Annotated in this window: 16 protein-coding genes; 6 read left to right on the top strand and 10 right to left on the bottom strand. The window is 64.2% G+C overall.

What is annotated here, in order from left to right:
• Positions 1–95: 95 nt before the first annotated feature.
• On the top strand, positions 96–797 hold the full coding sequence (locus PATSB16_RS03625; protein WP_047212678.1) for a GntR family transcriptional regulator: 702 nt from the start codon (positions 96–98) through the stop codon (positions 795–797).
• 20 nt (positions 798–817) lie between these two features.
• On the opposite strand, the gene lgt is transcribed toward PATSB16_RS03625, so the two are convergent.
• Positions 818–1,711, bottom strand: coding sequence for a prolipoprotein diacylglyceryl transferase (gene lgt, locus PATSB16_RS03620; protein ID WP_047212677.1), 894 nt, complete (start codon positions 1,709–1,711; stop codon positions 818–820).
• Positions 1,712–1,753: 42 nt separating this feature from the next.
• Complete coding sequence (locus PATSB16_RS03615; protein WP_047212676.1) at positions 1,754–2,719, bottom strand: LysR substrate-binding domain-containing protein; 966 nt, start codon at positions 2,717–2,719, stop codon at positions 1,754–1,756.
• A gap of 131 nt (positions 2,720–2,850) precedes the next feature.
• Here PATSB16_RS03615 and ilvD point away from each other — a divergent pair, with 131 nt between their 5' ends.
• On the top strand, positions 2,851–4,524 hold the full coding sequence (ilvD, locus tag PATSB16_RS03610; protein WP_047212675.1) for a dihydroxy-acid dehydratase: 1,674 nt from the start codon (positions 2,851–2,853) through the stop codon (positions 4,522–4,524).
• Positions 4,525–4,892: 368 nt separating this feature from the next.
• Here ilvD and PATSB16_RS03605 read toward each other — a convergent pair whose 3' ends face one another.
• Genes PATSB16_RS03605 through PATSB16_RS03595 form a run of 3 tightly spaced genes read right to left on the bottom strand, consistent with a single transcriptional unit; the run spans position 4,893 to position 7,190 of the window.
• Positions 4,893–5,249, bottom strand: coding sequence for a DUF2486 family protein (locus PATSB16_RS03605; protein ID WP_052892558.1), 357 nt, complete (start codon positions 5,247–5,249; stop codon positions 4,893–4,895).
• Complete coding sequence (locus PATSB16_RS03600; RefSeq protein WP_047212674.1) at positions 5,246–5,671, bottom strand: DNA polymerase III subunit chi; 426 nt, start codon at positions 5,669–5,671, stop codon at positions 5,246–5,248. The genes PATSB16_RS03605 and PATSB16_RS03600 overlap by 4 nt, the downstream gene beginning before the upstream one ends.
• A 4-nt stretch (positions 5,672–5,675) precedes the next feature.
• Positions 5,676–7,190, bottom strand: a complete 1,515-nt coding sequence (locus PATSB16_RS03595) for a leucyl aminopeptidase (RefSeq protein WP_047212673.1) — start codon at positions 7,188–7,190, stop codon at positions 5,676–5,678.
• 115 nt (positions 7,191–7,305) lie between these two features.
• Here PATSB16_RS03595 and lptF point away from each other — a divergent pair, with 115 nt between their 5' ends.
• From lptF to PATSB16_RS03580, 3 genes are read left to right on the top strand one after another with little or no spacing between them, the layout of a single operon-like run.
• On the top strand, positions 7,306–8,433 hold the full coding sequence (lptF, locus tag PATSB16_RS03590) for an LPS export ABC transporter permease LptF (protein WP_047212672.1): 1,128 nt from the start codon (positions 7,306–7,308) through the stop codon (positions 8,431–8,433).
• On the top strand, positions 8,430–9,590 hold the full coding sequence (gene lptG, locus PATSB16_RS03585) for an LPS export ABC transporter permease LptG (RefSeq protein ID WP_047212671.1): 1,161 nt from the start codon (positions 8,430–8,432) through the stop codon (positions 9,588–9,590). The genes lptF and lptG overlap by 4 nt, the downstream gene beginning before the upstream one ends.
• On the top strand, positions 9,572–9,970 hold the full coding sequence (locus PATSB16_RS03580; protein ID WP_047212670.1) for a sirohydrochlorin chelatase: 399 nt from the start codon (positions 9,572–9,574) through the stop codon (positions 9,968–9,970). Before lptG ends, PATSB16_RS03580 begins: the two co-directional genes overlap by 19 nt.
• Positions 9,971–9,977: 7 nt before the next feature.
• On the opposite strand, the gene cobA is transcribed toward PATSB16_RS03580, so the two are convergent.
• The 5 genes from cobA to PATSB16_RS03555 are packed head-to-tail and all read right to left on the bottom strand — an operon-like array spanning position 9,978 to position 14,697.
• Positions 9,978–10,745, bottom strand: coding sequence for a uroporphyrinogen-III C-methyltransferase (cobA, locus tag PATSB16_RS03575; RefSeq protein ID WP_083566653.1), 768 nt, complete (start codon positions 10,743–10,745; stop codon positions 9,978–9,980).
• Positions 10,746–10,781: 36 nt separating this feature from the next.
• Entirely contained in the window at positions 10,782–12,092 is a 1,311-nt protein-coding gene (locus PATSB16_RS03570) for a sulfate adenylyltransferase subunit 1 (RefSeq protein ID WP_047212669.1), read from the bottom strand.
• A gap of 43 nt (positions 12,093–12,135) precedes the next feature.
• Positions 12,136–13,095 (bottom strand): sulfate adenylyltransferase subunit CysD, encoded by a 960-nt coding sequence (gene cysD, locus PATSB16_RS03565; protein WP_047212668.1) that lies wholly within the window; start codon positions 13,093–13,095, stop codon positions 12,136–12,138.
• Positions 13,096–13,145: 50 nt separating this feature from the next.
• On the bottom strand, positions 13,146–13,895 hold the full coding sequence (locus tag PATSB16_RS03560) for a phosphoadenylyl-sulfate reductase (protein WP_072628601.1): 750 nt from the start codon (positions 13,893–13,895) through the stop codon (positions 13,146–13,148).
• A 25-nt stretch (positions 13,896–13,920) separates the two neighbouring features.
• Positions 13,921–14,697, bottom strand: coding sequence for a sulfite exporter TauE/SafE family protein (locus tag PATSB16_RS03555; protein ID WP_047212667.1), 777 nt, complete (start codon positions 14,695–14,697; stop codon positions 13,921–13,923).
• Between the two features lie 137 nt (positions 14,698–14,834).
• Between PATSB16_RS03555 and PATSB16_RS03550 the strand changes: the two genes are divergently transcribed.
• Positions 14,835–15,776: a CysB family HTH-type transcriptional regulator gene (locus PATSB16_RS03550; RefSeq protein ID WP_047212666.1), complete on the top strand. Its 942-nt coding sequence runs from the start codon at positions 14,835–14,837 to the stop codon at positions 15,774–15,776.
• Positions 15,777–15,954: the final 178 nt, after the last annotated feature.

The following is a 15,954-nucleotide window of genomic DNA, read 5'->3' as shown; positions in this document are numbered from 1 at the left end:
GCGCATTTTGACTAGGAATGTTACATTGGATCCAATATAATGGATAAACTTAGATTAATGGCTTCACCGAACCCTGTCAATTGGAAAAAATTCTTATGCCCAAAGTAGCAAAGCGAGCGGCACCGGCGGCCATGCCCAAGCTGCAACGCCAGACGACCACGGCGCAGGTGGTCGACGCGCTGCGCCAGCAAATTCTTTCGGGTCATCTCGCTCCGGGCGAGGCGTTACGCCAGGAGGCGATCGGCGAAGCATTGGGGGTCAGCCGCATTCCAGTGCGCGAGGCGATCCGGCTGCTCGAAGCCGAGGGGATGGTCGACGTGTTGCCGCACCGCGGTGCGTTCGTGTGCGCGTTGTCGGTGGACGAGTTGAACGAGGCTTTTGAGATTCGCCGCCGGTTGGAACCGTGGCTATTCGAGGAGGCGGTGCGCAAAATCGACGCGCAAAGTCTGGCTGCCGCACGCGCCCTGGTCACGCAAATGGACAATGCCCACGAAGCCGACTGGGGACGCCTGAACTGGGCGCTGCATGAGACGCTTTACCGGCCGGCACAGAGGGAAATGACATTGGCCATGCTCAAGCGCCTGCATGACCGTACTGACCGCTATTTCCGCTTCCAGATAGTCAACGCGCCAATTCGCGCGCAAGCGCATGCGGAACACATGGAGATGATCGAAATATGCGAGCAACGTGACGTCGGGCGCGCAGCGGCAGTACTGGAGCACCATATTGCCACCGCGGCCGCGCAGATTCGCGGGATCGTCGAACAACTGATGGGCCAGCGCGACGCCCAGCCATGAGGCGGGCGCCGCGCTGGCGATCACGCCACGGACTTCTTGGTGGCCTGCTTGCGATAAACGTAAATAAGCATCAGCAAGCCGATCACGATCATCGGCAAGGATAGCCACTGTCCCATCGAGAAGCCCAAGGCGAGCAAACCGAGGAAATTGTCGGGTTGCCGCGTGAATTCCACCAGAAAGCGGAACACGCCGTAACCGATCAGGAACATCGCCGAGACCGCGCCGACCGGGCGCGGCTTGCGCGAGAAGAGCCACATGATCACGAACAGCGCCACGCCCTCGAGCGCGAATTCATAGAGCTCGGACGGGTGCCTGGGCAGGCCGTGATACTTCTCGTAGATCGCCTGCAAACCCTGTGTGATGGCCAATTGCGGATGTGCCAGCAGCCAGGCGCGATCCTCGCCGGCCGCTCCCGGGAAAATCATCGCCCACGGTGCATCGGGACTGGTCACGCGGCCCCACAACTCGCCATTGATGAAATTGCCGAGGCGACCGGCGCCGAGTCCGAGCGGCACCATCGGCGCGATCAGGTCGGTCCCGCGCATCAGCGTCTGTCCGACCCGCCGTGTGTAGACGAACATCGCCACCAGCACGCCGAGAAAACCGCCATGGAACGACATGCCGCCTTCCCAGACCTTGAAGATTTCCAGCGGATGGGCGAAGTAGAAATCGGGCTTGTAGAACAGCACATAACCCAGCCGCCCCCCCAGAATCACGCCCAATACGCCATAAAACAGCATGTCGTCGAGATCCTGGGCCTTCCACCCTTGCGCGGCGATGTGCGGCTGACGCGTGCGGATGCGGCCTACCAACAGAAACAGAATGAAACCGGTCAGGTACATCAGGCCATACCAGCGAATGGACAGCGGCCCGAGGTGAATGGCGACTGGATCGATGTTCGGATGAATCAGCATGGGTTCTAGGGGGTCAGTTGATTAAAGGGGGCCACCGCCCGCTCATGCGGCAGGCTGACGGGGTACCCGGGTACGGACCGCTTCCGGCGCGGATGGTTGCGCCAGATCGCGCACCGTCTCCAAAAAACCGCTCAACACCGGCGTGACTTCTGCCGTGCGCCAAAGCAGGCCGGTCTCGATGGTCGCGCCGCCTTCCTGCAGGGGACGGTAGACCACCCCAGTGCGCCTGAGGTGGCAAAGCGAGCGCGGCACCAGCGCCACACCCATGCCAGCCGACACCAGGCTGACGATAGTCTGCATCTGGATCGCTTCCTGGCCGATGTGCGGCGTCAGGCCGCACGAACTATAACAGCCCATGATGATGTCGTAAAACGCCGGCGCGACCCGGCGCGGGAAAATGATCAGCGGTTCGCGCATCACCGCGCGCAGGCTGACCGGGCAGTTTTCGTCCCCCCCGCCGTCCGGCTGGTAGCGCGCCGGCATGTCGGCCGGCATCGCCAGCATCAGCGGCTCGCGCTCGATCGGCAGATAAGCCAGTTCGTGCGCGAAGCGCGGCGGCACCGGCGGAATGAACAAACCGGCATCGAGCCGGCCGGCCATCAGCTGCTCGATCTGCACGTCGCTGGTCGCCTCGGTCAGCGTCAGGCGCACGCGCGGAAACCGTTCGCCAAAACGCCGCAGCAACGGCGGCAAGATACCGTAATCCGCGCTCGACACAAAGCCGAGCGAAAGCGTGCCGACCTCGCCATGCGCCAGGCCTTGCGCCAGGCCGCGCAGGCCATCGGCGTCGGCCAGCACGCGCCGCACCTCCGGCAGCAGCTCGCGGCCGACCGCCGTCAACTCCACCGAGCGCTTGGTACGCACGAACAGCGGCGCCCCCAGGTCGTCTTCCAATGCGCGTATTTGCTGGGAAAGCGGCGGCTGGGTCATTGCCAGCCGCTGCGCGGCGCGGCCGAAATGACGCTCCTCGGCCACCGCCACGAAATAACGAAGTTGACGCAAATCCATAATACTTTTTCCGACCTAATTTGAGTCAAATAATATATTTGACATTAACAAAAGGAAAGCTCAATCTTTTGCAATTGCCCCTAGCGGGCAGGCGCAGCAAGACGCCGGCCCCCGTTCCCCAGGAGACGTCCATGCCCTACAACCGCCGCTCGAAAAACGTCACGCAAGGCGTTGCGCGTTCGCCGAATCGCTCGATGTACTACGCGATCGGCTACGAGAAGGAAGACTTCGACAATCCAATGATCGGCGTGGCCAACGGTCATTCGACCATCACGCCCTGCAACGCCGGACTGCAGCGTCTGGCCGACGCGGCCGTGGAGGCGATCAAGGCCAACCGCGCCAACCCGCAGACTTTCGGCACGCCGACCATTTCCGACGGCATGGCGATGGGCACCGAGGGCATGAAGTATTCGCTGGTCTCGCGCGAGGTGATCGCCGACTGTATCGAAACCGCCGTGCAGGGCCAATGGATGGACGGGGTGGTGGTCATCGGCGGGTGCGACAAGAACATGCCGGGTGCGATGATCTCGCTCGCGCGCATGAATGTGCCGGGCATTTTCGTTTATGGCGGCACCATCAAGCCGGGCAAATGGAAGGGCAAGGACCTGACTATCGTGTCGGCGTTCGAGGCGGTCGGCGAGTTCACTGCCGGGCGCATGAGCCAGGAAGATTTCGACGGCATCGAGCGCAATGCCTGCCCGAGTACCGGCTCGTGCGGCGGCATGTACACCGCCAACACCATGAGTTCATCGTTCGAGGCGCTGGGCATGTCGCTGATGTACTCGTCGACCATGGCCAACCCCGATCAGGAAAAAGTCGACTCGGCCGCCGAGTCGGCGCGTGTGCTGATCGAGGCCGTCAAGAAAGACATCAAGCCGCGCGACATCATCACGCGCAAATCGATCGAAAACGCCGTGGCGTTGATCATGGCCACGGGCGGTTCGACCAACGCGGTACTGCATTACCTGGCCATCGCTCATGCCGCCGAAATCGAATGGAGCATCGACGACTTCGAGCGTGTGCGCCAGCGCGTGCCGGTCATCTGCAATCTCAAGCCGTCGGGCCAGTACGTCGCCACCGACCTGCACGCGGCTGGCGGCATTCCGCAAGTATTGAAGATTCTGCTCGATGCGGGCCTGCTGCACGGCGATTGCCTGACGATTACCGGACGCACGCTCGCCGAGGAACTGACGGACGTGCCCCACGCACCGCGCGCCGACCAGCAAGTCATTTTCCCGATTGAAAAGGCGCTGTACGACCAGGGCCATCTGGCGATCCTCAAGGGTAATCTGGCCCCCGACGGCGCCGTGGCGAAAATCACCGGCCTGAAGAATCCGGTGATCACCGGCCCGGCGCGCGTATTCGACGACGAACAAAGCGCGCTCGCGGCGATTCTCGCCGACAAAATCAAACCGGGGGACGTGATGGTGCTGCGCTACCTGGGTCCCAAGGGCGGCCCTGGCATGCCGGAGATGCTCGCGCCGACCTCGGCGATCATCGGCAAGGGGCTCGGCGAATCGGTCGGCCTGATCACCGACGGCCGCTTCTCCGGTGGGACCTGGGGGATGGTGGTCGGGCACGTCGCACCCGAGGCGTTCGTCGGAGGCGGCATCGCACTGGTGCAGGAGGGCGACTCGATCACCATCGACGCACACAGGCTGCTGCTGCAATTGAACATTTCCGACGACGAGTTCGCGCGCCGCAAAGCCGCCTGGCGGCAGCCGGCACCGCGCTACACGCGCGGCGTGCTGGCCAAGTTCGCCGCCCTGGCCCTGCCCGCCGACCGAGGCGCGGTCACCGGCTAGCCGTCGACGCTCGGGCGTGCGCTTCTGGGTCCGCTAATCAGCACGGCAGCGTCACGCGCGGGCCCTTCCCCCGGCAGAACAGGTAAGCGCTTATCCTCGTTCCGGCATGCCGAGCGGAACAACGATAAAGTCGACGGCAATGGAGACACCGCATGTGCAATTCTGATAAGCGCACTTAGGGCAGTCTGGTTGCCAATATCGGCGGCAAAAGGCGCACAGGCAGCGAGGGCCAGTGGCCAAATCCGTCCAGGGAGAATCTGGCGGTCGACGCCGGCAAGAACGTTAACGTCTGCTTCAACAAGGGCGGCGCGTGGGCATGGGCGCCGCTCGCGGATAAAACACCCTGACGGTCGGCCGGCGTCCGGTTATCAGCCGCGCCTGGCCAATTCCTCGAGCACTGCCTGACGCACCTGATCGCGCAACTGGCGCTGCAGATCGTCGGATACATGTCGCGCGATGGTCTGCACGAGCCATGCGGTGTGGTCGATCAGCGCGTCGTGGCAGCGTTTCTCCACCAGCGCGGTCACGTCCTTGCTCAATTGCGTAGAGAGCCGCACGCTCAAGCGCTCGGCCAACACGGCAATATCGTGCGGCAGCGCCAGCGGCTCGGCCGTCGCTGGCGCAGGCGCAGGCGACGAGGCGGCAGGTACTTCGCCGGGCTTGAGCACTTCGGTCAGTACAGGAATGCTCGGATCGGCGGGTGGTCTCGATTCGGGTGGATTCATGAGCGTTGATCGTAGTTGTTGAGGGTATAACCGCGATCGCGATAGAAGCGATAGCGCTCGCGCGCGTCGGCAAGCTCCTGGGGGTCACGGCCGACCACCTCGAGCACACGTTCGAAGCGGGCGAACTGCGGCGGTACCGCACCGCCGAGATTGAGCAGCACCTGGTAATGCGGCGCCGTGCCGGCATCATCCAGAGTGCTGGCCAGCAACACGGGCGTGTGTGGCGCCAGCGCGTCGTCCAGCGCGCAATGCGGCACGAACTCGAGCGCCGAGAACGTCCACAGCTGCTGATCGAATTCGCGCAGACTGGCCGCCTCGCCCACCACCACCAGGCGCTGCCCGGCCGTCACCACCTTGCGCGTGAGCCGGCAGGCATAGCCCAGCCGGTCCGCCACATGAATGTGAAAGTCGATGCGCGTCACGGCATCAACGGCCTTCGCGGTCCATCAGGAACTGCGTGAGCAACGGCACCGGCCGACCGGTCGCCCCCTTGGCCGCACCGCTCTTCCAGGCCGTGCCGGCGATGTCGAGGTGGGCCCACTCGTACTTGCCGGCAAAGCGCGCCAGGAAACAGGCCGCCGTGACGCTGCCGGCCGGACGCCCGCCAATATTTGCCACGTCGGCAAAGTTGGACTTCAGCTGCTCCTGGTATTCGTCCTCGACCGGCAGGCGCCAGGCGGTGTCGCCCGCGTTGCGGCCGGCTTCGAGCAGTTGATCGGCCAGCGCGTCGCTCTTGCTGAACAGCCCGCTGTTGACATGCCCAAGCGCGATGATGCAAGCGCCGGTGAGCGTGGCCACGTCCACCACGGCCGCCGGCCTGAAGCGCTCGACATAGGTCAGTGCGTCGCACAGGATCAGCCGGCCCTCGGCATCGGTATTGAGGATTTCGATGGTCTGGCCCGACATGCTGGTGACGATATCGCCGGGCTTGTTGGCATTGCCCGACGGCATGTTTTCGCAAGTCGGCACCACGCCGATCACATTCAGCTTGAGGCCCATCTCGGCGACCGCGCGCATCGTGCCGAGCACCGAGGCGGCGCCGCACATGTCGTACTTCATTTCATCCATCGCCTCGCCCGGCTTCAGGGAAATGCCCCCGGAGTCGAACGTAATGCCCTTGCCCACCAGCACGATCGGTGCGGCCTTGGCCGGCCCGCCCTCATACTTCAATACGATGAACTGGGGCGGTTCGGTCGAGCCCTTGGCCACCGACAGAAACGACCCCATCTTCAGCGCGGCGATCTGCTTCTGGCCCAGGATCTCGGCCTTGAGCTTGAGCTCGCGCGCCAGCTTGCGCGCGGTATTGGCCAGGTGGGTCGGCGTGCACACGTTGCCGGGCAGATTGGCCAGGTCGCGCGCGAGGTCCATGCCGCGGCCGATTGCCAGCCCGCGCTTGAGCGCGACGCGGGCTGCCTGCAGATCATCGGCGGCCACGCTCAACACGAGCTTGCGCAGCGCGCCGCGCACCGGCTCAGGCTTGCTTTTCATCTGAGTGAAACGGTAGGCCGCGTCGCATGCCAGCTGCACCGCCGTGCGTACCGCCCAGGCGCCATCTCGCCCCGGAACCGGCGCGACCTGCGCCAGCGTCCAGAGTGCGTCGCCCGCATGGGTGCCCTGCAGTGCGCGCAGCGCCGCGCGAGTGGCCTCGGTGTAGGCCTTGGGACTGAATTCGTCGTGGCGCCCCAGCCCCACCACCAGCACGCGCGCCGCGCCAATACCCGGTACTTCGCGCAGCGTCACGGTGGTGCCCGCCTTGCCTTCGAGCTCACCGGTTTTCACGAGACGGCTCAGCACGCCCTTGCTGGCACGATCGATCTGCAATGCGGCACCCGACAGGGCCTGCCCGTCGAATACGCCAACGACGATGCAGTCGGTTTTACCACCGATCAACGCCTTGTCCGCCGCCTTGCTCCAGTCACAGGCTTTTATGCTAAAGTCCATCGCGCTTTCCTCGGATAAAATTCACTTGAGCCGCAATTATCCGCTTTTTTCCGCGGACGCCTCAACCGCGCCCGCAAACGAGCCGTTCCCCCCCTTTTTTCCGTAATACCGCTAAATGATTTTTCAGCGCTCCCTGCAACGCGAGCTGAATTACACCGCCGGCGCCATCTTTCTGGTGCTGATGACGGTCATGCTGACGACCATGATGATCCGTATTCTCGGTTTCGCGGCATCCGGCCGCACCGACCCGCGCGACGTCCTGGTGCTGATCGGCCTGGCCGTGATCGGGTATCTCGCGGTCATTCTGATCGTCACGTTGTTTGTCTCCATCCTGTTCGTGCTGACCCGCTGGTATAAGGACTCGGAGATGGTGGTATGGTTTGCCGCCGGCCTGAGCATCACCGATTTCGTCAAGCCCGTGCTGCGCTTCGCGCTGCCCTTCATCGGCGTGATCGCCCTGTGCGCGCTGTTCGGCTGGCCGTGGGCCAATGAGCAGAGCAACCTGCTGCAGCAGCGTTTCGAGCAGCGCAGCGACGTCTCGATGATCGCCGCCGGCCAGTTCCGCGAATCGACCGCCAATCAGCGCGTATTTTTCGTCGAAAGCGTCAACGCCAACGCCACCAAGGTCCATAACGTATTCGTCAGCAGCACCGAGAATGGCAAGGTCAGCGTGGTGGTGTCCAAGGACGGCCAGATCGAGACCAAGCCCAACGGCGACCGCTTCATCGTGCTGGAGAAAGGCCGGCGCTACGACGGCGTGCCGGGCAAGCCCGGATACCGCATCATGGAATTCGAGCGCTACGCGGTCAAGATCGAAAACAACGCGGCTCCGATGCAAACCGACAACGCACCGGCCAAGGGCGTATCGACCCTGACCCTGCTGCGCATTTTCACGCCGCAGTATCAGGGCGAACTGGTCTGGCGCATCGGGCTGCCGCTGCTGGCGCTGAACCTGGTGCTGCTGGCGATTCCGCTGGCCTACCAGAATCCGCGGCACGGGCGCGCCATCAATCTCATCATCGCGGTGCTGGTGTATCTGTCGTACACCAACCTGCTGAGTCTGTCGCAGGCCTGGGTGGCGCAACGCACGCTGCCGCTGGTGCTCGGCGTGTGGCTGCTGCATGCGGTGGCGATGGGCGCGATCCTCTTGATGTACTGGCGCCGTCTGCGCTTCAAGCCGCTGATCTCGCCCGCGCTGCGCATGGCGTTTTTCCGGCCGTTTGCCCGCAAGGAGCGCGAATGAAGATCTACGAACGCTACCTCGCGCGCCAGATCTACCTGGCCTTCGGTTTCATTTTGCTGGCCTTTGTCGGTCTGTTCGTATTCTTCGATCTGATCAACGAACTCGGCCATGTCGGACAAGGCGGCTACAAGTTTCATCAGGCCCTGATGTACGTGCTGCTGTTCGCCCCGGCGCACTGCTATGAAATCACGCCGGTGGCGGCCCTGATCGCGGCAATTTATGTCTGCTCGCAGCTCGCCGGCAATTCGGAGTTCACGATCTTTCGCGTCTCCGGGCTGGGCACGATGCAGGCACTCGGCTCGCTGCTCAAGATCGGCCTGCCGCTGGTGATTTTCACGTTCGCACTCGGCGAGGGTGTGATTCCGAAGGCCGAGCAATTGGCGCAACGCATCCGCCTGGAGGCCATGGGCAGCGCAGTGTCGTCGGATTTCCGCTCGGGCGTGTGGGTCAAGGACACCGTGACCAGTCAGGCCACCGGCAAGCGCGTGCTGCGTTTCATCAATGTCGGCACGCTGCTGCCCGACAATACGATCACCAATGTGCGGGTCTACGAATTCGACACGGATTTCCATCTCGTGAGCGTGCGCTTTGCCACCCGCGGTGTGTTCAAGGCGCCCGATTACTGGGATTTGAGCGGCGTGTCGGAAACGCGCTTCGACCTCGCCAGTACGCCGGCGCCCGGCAAGGCGTCGTCGGCCGCCGACGCGCTGCAGCCGGTCTACCGGACCACGCAGGTGTACATCCCGAGTACCGAGATGCGTTCCGAATTGACGCCGCAGATTCTCTCGGTACTGCTGGTATCGCCCGACAACATGGCGATCTACAACCTGTTTTCGTATATCAAGCACCTGGAGGAAAATCAGCAGGATGCACAGCGCTACCAGATTGCCCTGTGGCAGAAGATCCTCTATCCATTCGCGATTCTGGTAATGATGGCGCTGGCGCTGCCGTTTGCCTACCTGCATGCGCGCGCGGGCGCCATCGGCCTGAAAGTGTTCGGCGGCATCATGCTGGGCATGAGCTTCCAACTGCTCAATAGCCTGTTTTCCCACCTGGGGCTGCTCAACACGTGGCCGCCGGCGGTCACGGCGGCCCTGCCCGCCACCGTCTACGCCATCCTGGCGATTGGAGCGCTCAAATGGGTGGATCGACACTGACCAACGACTCGCAAGCCTTGATCTTGTTTGGTCACGGCGCGCGCGACGCGCGCTGGGCCGAGCCGTTCGAGCGCCTGCGGCAGATGCTTGCAACAGCGCGACCCGAGCTGCACGTCGCACTGGCGTACCTGGAACTGATGAGTCCGTCGCTGCCCGATGCCGTCGCGGCGGCGGCAGCGGCCGGTTGCCGGGAAGTCACCGTGGTGCCGATGTTTCTCGGCCAAGGGGGGCATGTGCGGCGGGACTTGCCGGCTTTGATCGACACCTGCCGCGCGGCCCATCCCGAGCTCGCGCTGCGCTGCGTCACGGCCGTGGGCGAAGACTCCGGCGTGCTCGCGGCACTGGCCGCGTATTGCCTGCAGCAGGTGGTGGCCGGGTAACGTTGGCTCAGGCGGCCAGCCGGCCGGCCTGCAGCGCCTGCCGAACTTCCGGGCTCAGACCGGCCTCGAGCAGCGCGCGAAACGCCTCGCCAATCAACAGCAAACTGGGTTGAGCTGGATCGAACCAGGCGCGCGCGGCGCCGGCGGCCATCTGATCCAGTGTCATGCTCGTATGGCGTTCGCGCGGCGTGCTGCAGGCCTCGACGATCGCCACCGGCGTATGCGCCGGCTTGCCATGCGCGATCAGCTCGGCGGCAATCGCATCGGCTGAATCCCGGCCCATGTAATACACCAGCGAATCGGCCTCGACCTGGGCGCGAATCTCGTCGCTCTCGGGGGCGCGACTGCGCGTTGCGAAGGCCACGCTGCGCGCCACCCCGCGCAAGGTCAGCGAGCGGCGCAGCAGTGCTGCGCTGGCGATTGCCGCAGTAATTCCCGGCACCACGTCGAATTCGATGCCGGCGGCCTCCAGCGCGCGCATTTCCTCGTCGGCGCGGCCGAACAGCATCGGATCCCCGCCTTTGAGCCGCACCACGACCGCATGCCGGCGGGCACAATCGACCAACTGCTTGTTGATGAAGTGCTGGGCGGTCGCATGCCGGCCGCACCGCTTGCCCACCGCCACCAGACGAGCTTGCCCGCACAGGGCCAACAGCTCCGGCTCGATCAGCGCGTCGTGCAGCACGACATCCGCCATGCCCAAAATCCGTGCGCCGCGCACCGTAATGAGGTCTGCCGCGCCCGGTCCTGCACCCACCAAATAGACTTTACCCATGATTCTTTGCTCGCCACACGTGACTGGAGGTTGACGTCATGCAGTGAACGCACGAATCATGCCCGCGGCCACCGTGTGATGGGTCGCCTCGTCGATCAGCACGAAAGCGCCAGTCGCCGGATGCTGCTCGTAGGTGTCGCACACGAGCGCCTTTTGCAGGCTGATCTGCACCGCGCCGATATCGTTCATCTCCAGCGTGCCCTTGTGCTGGCCGTGCGAGAGCGTGCCGACGTCGAGCACCGAGTCGACGCTGCCGACCCGCGCGAATACATTGGCGGTGGTCTGCTTGAGAATATATTTGCGCTGCGACGACAGCGGCTCGTGATCGAACCAGCACAGGTCGGCGCTCAATTTGCGGGCCGGCTCGACCGTCGCCTCGGCGGCCACCAGGATGTCGCCGCGCGAGATATCGACGTCCTCGGCCAGACGCACCGTCACGCACTGCCCGGCATGGGCGTGGGCGAGCTCGCCGCGCGGACCGATGATCTCGGCCACGGTGGCGCGATGGCCGGCCGGCAGCACGCGCAGCGCCTGCCCGACCGAGATCGCACCGGCTTCGACGCGCCCCATGTAGCCGCGGAAGTCGTCGGCATGGCTGCCGTCCTGGCGCGCCACCAATTGCACCGGGAAGCGCAGTTCGGCGGCGCTGCCGCTCACCTCACCGACCGGCAGCGACTCGAGCACGTCGAGCAGCGGCTCGTCCTGATACCACGGCATGCGCTCGCTGGCCGTCACGATGTTGTCGCCCTTGAGCGCCGAGACCGGCACGAACCGCACGCTTTGCAGGCCCAGCCGCTGCGCCAGTGCGAGATAGGCGGCGCGGATCGCGTCGAAGCGCGCCTCGCTGTAGTCGACCAGATCCATCTTGTTGATGGCCACGATCACGTGCGGCAAGGCCAGCAGCTTGACGATCGCGCTATGCCGCTTGGTTTGCGCCAGCAACTCGGTACGCCCGTCCACCTCGCTCACGCGGGTCGCGTCGATCAGGATGATCGCCGCGTGCGCGGTCGAGGCGCCGGTCACCATGTTGCGCGTGTACTGCTCGTGGCCGGGCGTGTCGGCAATGATGAACTTGCGCTTGGCGGTGGCGAAATAGCGGTAGGCGACGTCGATCGTGATGCCTTGCTCACGCTCGGCTTCCAGGCCGTCGGTCAGCAGCGCCAGATCGATGTCCTCGCCCGCGGTGCGCTTGTGCTTGGCGCGCGCCAGCGCGCTGAGCTGGTCGGACAACACGGCCTTGCTGTCATACAACAGGCGCCCGATCAGCGTGCTCTTGCCGTCGTCGACGCTGCCGGCGGTGATGAAACGCAGGACGCCGAGATCTTCGGCGGGATGAATCAAGGTCATAGTGAAACTCGCAAATAATCGTGACGTATCGGTGCCGCGCCGCTCAGAAGTAACCCTGTTTCTTGCGCAGCTCCATGGCGGCCTCGGAGGTCTGGTCGTCCATGCGCGTGGCGCCTCGTTCGGTGATCTCGGTCACCATGGTCTCGGCGATGATGCGCTCGGCCGTGTCGGCGGTGCTCGCCACCGGGCACGTGCAGCTGATGTCGCCCACCGTGCGAAAACGCACCGACACGCGTTCGCTGGTCTCGCCGTCGAGCTTGGGCGTGAGCGGCGTAACCGGCACCAGCAGTCCGCGCCGGCGCACGATTTCACGCTCGTGGGCGTAATAGATCGGCGGCAGCGCCAATTCTTCGCGCGCGATGTATTGCCATACGTCGAGTTCGGTCCAGTTCGAAATGGGGAACACGCGCATTTGCTCGCCGGCGTGCATACGCGCATTGAACAGATGCCACAGTTCGGGACGCTGCGCTTTCGGGTCCCACTGGCCGAACTCGTCGCGAAACGAAAAGATGCGCTCCTTCGCGCGGGCCTTTTCCTCGTCGCGGCGGGCGCCGCCGATCAAGGCGTCGAAACCGTGCTCGGCGATCGTCTCGAGCAGCGTGACGGCTTGCGCCGCATTGCGCGAGTCGGTGTCCTTGCGCAGCCGCACGGTGCCACGCCTGATCGAGTCTTCCACATGCCCCACCACCAGCTCCGCACCGAGCGACGCCACATGGCGGTCGCGGAATTCGATCACTTCCGGATAATTGTGGCCGGTATCGATATGCACCAGCGGGAACGGCAGATGCGTCTTGCGCTGCGAGCCCAGGCCGAACGCCTTGAGCGCCAGATGCAGCACGACCACCGAATCCTTGCCGCCCGAGAACAGCAGCGCGGGCTTGCGGCACTCGGCCACCACCTCGCGCAGGATGTAAATCGACTCGGCTTCGAGCCAATCGAGATGGTCCATGCGGACCGGATTCGGCTGCCGTTGCGCTTGCGCCACTTCGTGCATTACACCCATGATGATTATTCCTGACTGATGAAATGTGGAATTCGAAACCTGCCGGCCAGCTATAGCGCCGAGACGACCGGAACGCCGCGCAGGTTGCCCGCGTGCAGGCCGCACTCCTTGCTGTCCTGGTGTTCCCACCACCAGCGTCCGGCGCGGCTGTCTTCCCCCGCTTTCACGGCGCGTGTGCACGGCTCGCAGCCAATGCTCGGATAGCCGTGCGCATGCAGCGGATTGACCGGCACGTCGCGCGCGCTCAGATAGGCCCACACCTGGGCCTCGCTCCAGTCGAACAGCGGGTTGTACTTGGCGATGCCGCGCGCGTCGTCCTGCTCGGCCAGCGCCAGCTCGCCTCGCGTGACCGACTGCTCGCGGCGCTGGCCGGTTAGCCAGGCGTCGGCGCCGGACAGCGCGCGGTTCAGCGGCTCGACCTTGCGGATGCGGCAGCACGCCTTGCGCAATTCGACGCTCTCATAGAACGCATTCAGCCCGTGTTGTCGGACGTAGCCGTCGACCGCCTCGGGCTGCGGCTGGTACTGCGCGATGTCGTACCCGTAATGCACCTTGACCTGATGAATCATGCCCACCGTCTCGGCGTGCAGGCGACCGGTATTGAGCGTGAAGATCTCGATCGGCAATTGATTCGACAGAATCGCGTGGGTCAGCAACATGTCCTCGGCCGCCAGACTGCTGGCGAACTTCAATTGCCGGTGCCGTCCGGCGATCTGCCGCAGACGCTCGATGAGCACCGCCTCGAGCGCGTCGAGCTCGGCCGCGCCGCTGTCTGATTCCTTGTGATGTCTGTCTCGCATCGCGCGAACTCCTGTCCTGATTTAGTTATGACACCAGCCTCGCGGCCACCAGCGTCAGCGTCGCCGCCAACGCGCCACGCACCATGCGCTCCGGCAAATGACGCGACAGGCGCGCGCCGAGCCAGATGCCCGGCAACGAGCCCACCAGCAGCGCACCCAGCAACGGCCAGTGCACGGTGCCCAGCCAAACATGCCCGAGCGCGGCGGCCGCGGTCAGCGGCACGGCATAAGCGATATCGGTACCGGCCACCTCGGTCGGCTTGAGCTCGGGGTAAAGCAGCAGGATCAGCGTCGCGCCAACCGCGCCCGCGCCGATCGAGGACACCGTCACCAGCGCGCCGAGCAGCGCGCCCACGGCCACCGTGCTGCCCGCCAGCGCACCACCGCTTAGCTGCCATCCCGGGCGGGCGCGCAGCGCGGCCAGCAATTTGGCGCGAAACAGCAGCGACAGCACCGTCAGCAACACCGATCCGGCGATCGTCAGCTTGATGAAATGCAAGCCGCCGGCGCCAAGCCCGCCGTGCCACTTGAGCCCCGCAATCGCCACCAGCGCCGCCGGCAGGCTACCGATCGTCAGCCAGCGCACGATGTCCCAGCGCACGTGACCGTGGCGGCGATGCGCCAGCGTGCCAAACCCCTTGGTGAGCGCGGCGAACGCCAGATCGGTGCCGACCGCCACTGGCGCCGCATACCCGAGTCCCAGGGTCAGCAGCGGCGTCATCAGTGAGCCGCCACCGACGCCGGTCAGGCCTACCAGGACACCTACTGCCAAGCCGGAGAGGGATTCAAACCAAAACGTCATGGTCGGTCGGGGCGCCTCGAGCGGCCTATTTTGCGCTCGGATCAACGTAATTTGAAAGAATGGGACAAATCGTAATAAACTCGCTTTATATTGAAAACGATTAAAAAATTGTTTGCATATTCTCGGAAGTTATACAAATGAACCTCCATCAATTCCGTTTCGTGCGCGAAGCCGTGCGGCAGAAATTCAACCTGACCGAGGCCGCCAAGGCGCTTTTCACGTCCCAGCCAGGGGTCTCGAAAGCCATCATCGAGCTCGAGGAAGAACTTGGGGTGGACATATTCGCCCGCCATGGCAAGCGGGTGCGCAACCTGACCGAACCGGGCCGCATCATCTTCGAATCGATCGAGCGCATCCTGCTCGAAGTCGACAGCCTGAAGCGGATCGGCAAAGATTACGCGGCCCAGGACCAGGGCAATCTGACCATCGCCACCACGCACACGCAGGCGCGCTACTCGCTGCCATTGGCGGTCGCTGAATTCAAGAAGCGGTTTCCGAAGGTGCGCCTGTCGATCCTGCAGGGCAATCCGACCCAGGTCGCCGAGATGGTGCGTCACGAGCAGGCCGACCTGGCGATCGCCACCGAGGCCATCGCCGAATACAAGGACCTGGTCTCGCTGCCTTGCTACCAATGGCAGCACATTGCCGTGGTGCCGCCCGATCACCCACTGCTGCAGTCATCCAGCGTGTCTCTCGACGATCTGGCGCAGTATCCGCTGATCACCTACGACGCCGCCTTTGCCGGGCGCGCCAAGATCGACCAGGCCTTTGCCCTGCGTCACATCCAGCCCGACGTCGTGCTCGAGGCGATCGATGCCGACGTGATCAAGACGTATGTCGAACTCGGCCTGGGCGTGGGCCTGCTGGCCAGCGTGGCATTCGATGCCGAGCGCGACCGCAATCTGCGCGCGGTGCCGGTCGGCCATTTGTTCGGCAACAACGTCACCCGGGTCGCGCTCAAGCAGGGCGCGTACTTGCGCAGTTATGTCTACACCATGGTGGAACTGCTCTCGCCGATCCTCACCCGCAAGCTGATCGAACAGGCGTTGCGCGGCGAGCACGAAATGTACGAGCTATAAATAAGCAAGCGGCATCACGGCCCCGGCCGGCGAGATATGAGGCGGCGCGGGTGACCCGGGTGGGCGCGCCGCCGCGTCACCAGGCTAGTCAACCGCAAATAATTACGATATAGTTAATCGATATCACAATCCGTAATTAAAGGCGCCCGTTCGATCTTCCGATTCGTGGTGCCGCGCC

It is taken from the genome of Pandoraea thiooxydans, from assembly GCF_001931675.1.
In the GTDB taxonomy this organism is placed as follows: Bacteria; Pseudomonadota; Gammaproteobacteria; order Burkholderiales; family Burkholderiaceae; genus Pandoraea; species Pandoraea thiooxydans.
This window is presented reverse-complemented; position numbering and strand designations above follow the sequence as displayed.

Bases quoted from the DNA above. Each gene is read 5' to 3' on its own strand.
- PATSB16_RS03625 (WP_047212678.1), top strand. From the start codon at position 96: ATGCCCAAAGTAGCAAAGCGAGCGGCACCGGCGGCCATGCCCAAGCTG.
- lgt (WP_047212677.1), bottom strand. From the start codon at position 1,711: ATGCTGATTCATCCGAACATCGATCCAGTCGCCATTCACCTCGGGCCG.
- PATSB16_RS03615 (WP_047212676.1), bottom strand. From the start codon at position 2,719: ATGGATTTGCGTCAACTTCGTTATTTCGTGGCGGTGGCCGAGGAGCGT.
- ilvD (WP_047212675.1), top strand. From the start codon at position 2,851: ATGCCCTACAACCGCCGCTCGAAAAACGTCACGCAAGGCGTTGCGCGT.
- PATSB16_RS03605 (WP_052892558.1), bottom strand. From the start codon at position 5,249: ATGAATCCACCCGAATCGAGACCACCCGCCGATCCGAGCATTCCTGTA.
- PATSB16_RS03595 (WP_047212673.1), bottom strand. From the start codon at position 7,190: ATGGACTTTAGCATAAAAGCCTGTGACTGGAGCAAGGCGGCGGACAAG.
- lptF (WP_047212672.1), top strand. From the start codon at position 7,306: ATGATTTTTCAGCGCTCCCTGCAACGCGAGCTGAATTACACCGCCGGC.
- lptG (WP_047212671.1), top strand. From the start codon at position 8,430: ATGAAGATCTACGAACGCTACCTCGCGCGCCAGATCTACCTGGCCTTC.
- PATSB16_RS03580 (WP_047212670.1), top strand. From the start codon at position 9,572: ATGGGTGGATCGACACTGACCAACGACTCGCAAGCCTTGATCTTGTTT.
- cobA (WP_083566653.1), bottom strand. From the start codon at position 10,745: ATGGGTAAAGTCTATTTGGTGGGTGCAGGACCGGGCGCGGCAGACCTC.
- PATSB16_RS03570 (WP_047212669.1), bottom strand. From the start codon at position 12,092: ATGACCTTGATTCATCCCGCCGAAGATCTCGGCGTCCTGCGTTTCATC.
- cysD (WP_047212668.1), bottom strand. From the start codon at position 13,095: ATGGGTGTAATGCACGAAGTGGCGCAAGCGCAACGGCAGCCGAATCCG.
- PATSB16_RS03560 (WP_072628601.1), bottom strand. From the start codon at position 13,895: ATGCGAGACAGACATCACAAGGAATCAGACAGCGGCGCGGCCGAGCTC.
- PATSB16_RS03555 (WP_047212667.1), bottom strand. From the start codon at position 14,697: ATGACGTTTTGGTTTGAATCCCTCTCCGGCTTGGCAGTAGGTGTCCTG.
- PATSB16_RS03550 (WP_047212666.1), top strand. From the start codon at position 14,835: ATGAACCTCCATCAATTCCGTTTCGTGCGCGAAGCCGTGCGGCAGAAA.